Origin of the sequence: Bradyrhizobium sp., from assembly GCF_049798375.1 — a bacterium.
Lineage (GTDB): Bacteria > Pseudomonadota > Alphaproteobacteria > Rhizobiales > Xanthobacteraceae > Bradyrhizobium.
In genome coordinates, this window is record NZ_JBARGP010000730.1 from 1 (window position 1) to 1,549 (window position 1,549).

Consider the following 1,549-nt stretch of genomic DNA (forward strand, 5'->3'; position numbering starts at 1 on the left):
CATCAAGGGCGAGAACTACCGCGTGTTCGCGCTGCTCTCGGACGGCGAGAATAACGAGGGCTCGGTCTGGGAGGCCGCGATGTTCGCCGCTGCCCAAAAGCTGGAAAATGTCTGTGTCGTCGTCGACTACAACAAGTGGCAGGCGACCGCGCGCTCCAACGAGACGCTGATGCTGGCGCCGCTGCGCGACAAATGGGCCGCGTTCGGCTGGGACGCCCATGAGATCGACGGCCATGACGTCGGCGCGCTGGCGCAGGCCATGCAGAACATCCCGAACGGCTCCGGCAAGCCGGTGGCGCTGATCGCCCACACCGTGAAGGGCAAGGGCGTGTCGTTCATGGAGGACGACAACAACTGGCACTATCGCGCGCCGACCGCAGACGAAGTCGTCAAGGCGCACAAGGAGCTTGGCCTGTCATGAGAAACGCATTCGCCGACGAACTGACCAAGCTCGGCAACGAAGACCCGCGCGTCGTCATGCTGTCGGGCGACATCGGCAACCGCCTGTTCGACAAGTTCAAGGACAAGCATCCCAGCCGCTTCTTCAATTGCGGCGTGGCCGAAGCCAACATGATGGGCGTCGCCGCCGGCATGGCCATGAACGGCCTGCGCCCGGTCGCCTACACCATCACGCCCTTCGTGACGACGCGCTGCCTGGAGCAGATCCGCACCGACGTCTGCTATCACGAGGCGCCGGTGACCATCGTTGCGGTCGGAGCAGGTCTGGCCTATTCCGGCCTCGGCCCGACCCACCACGCCTGCGAGGACATCTCGTTCCTGCGCTCGATCCCGAACATGGTCGTGATCTGCCCGGGCGATGCCTTCGAGGTGCGAGGCGCGCTGCGCGCCGCCATGCAGCAGGACCGCCCGGTCTACATCCGCATGGGCAAGAAGGGCGAGCCGGTCGTTCACAAGGGACCGATCGCCGACTTCAAGATCGGCAAGGCCATCACGATCTCCGAGGGCTCCGACGTCTGCCTGCTCTCGACCGGCAACATGCTGCCCGAGGTGATCGAGGCCGCGCACAAGCTGAAGGACAAGGGCATCTCCGCCGAGGTCGTCAGCTTCCACACCGTGAAGCCACTGGACGAAGAGAAACTGAAGCAGGCCTTCGCGCGCTTCAAGCTGGTCGCAACCATCGAGGAGCACTCGCTGATCGGCGGCTTCGGTGCCGCGGTCTCCGAATGGCTGGTAGACACCGAAACGCAGCATAAGAAGTTCCTGCGCTTCGGCACACCCGACGCCTTCTTCAAGAAATCAGGCGAGCAGGAATACGCCCGCGAGATGCTGGGGCTCACCGGCCACCAGATCGCGGACAAGATCGCCCACGCGTTGAGCTGAGATTTTAGATTATGAAAACCCAAGCTGCCCTTCTGGTCCAGACCGGCCAGCCTCTCGTCCTGGCCGACATCGAGACGCCGGCCTTGAAGCCCGGCCAGGTGCTGGTCGAGGTCGCCTATTCCGGCGCCTGCGGCACCCAGGTGATGGAATGGCGCGGCGACAAGGGCGAGGACAAATGGGTGCCGCATTGCCTGGGCCATGAAGGCAC

Annotated in this window: 2 protein-coding genes and 1 pseudogene; all 3 read left to right on the forward strand. The window is 64.1% G+C overall.

Annotated features, from left to right (window positions below):
• On the forward strand, positions 1 to 421 hold a 421-nt coding region (locus WA702_RS28240; RefSeq protein ID WP_425113831.1), incomplete at its 5' end, for a thiamine pyrophosphate-dependent enzyme.
• On the forward strand, positions 418 to 1,341 hold the full coding sequence (locus tag WA702_RS28245) for a transketolase family protein (RefSeq protein WP_425113832.1): 924 nt from the start codon (positions 418 to 420) through the stop codon (positions 1,339 to 1,341). The genes WA702_RS28240 and WA702_RS28245, both read left to right, overlap by 4 nt.
• Before the next feature lie 11 nt (positions 1,342 to 1,352).
• Positions 1,353 to 1,549: pseudogene (locus WA702_RS28250) on the forward strand (alcohol dehydrogenase); the annotation flags it as partial.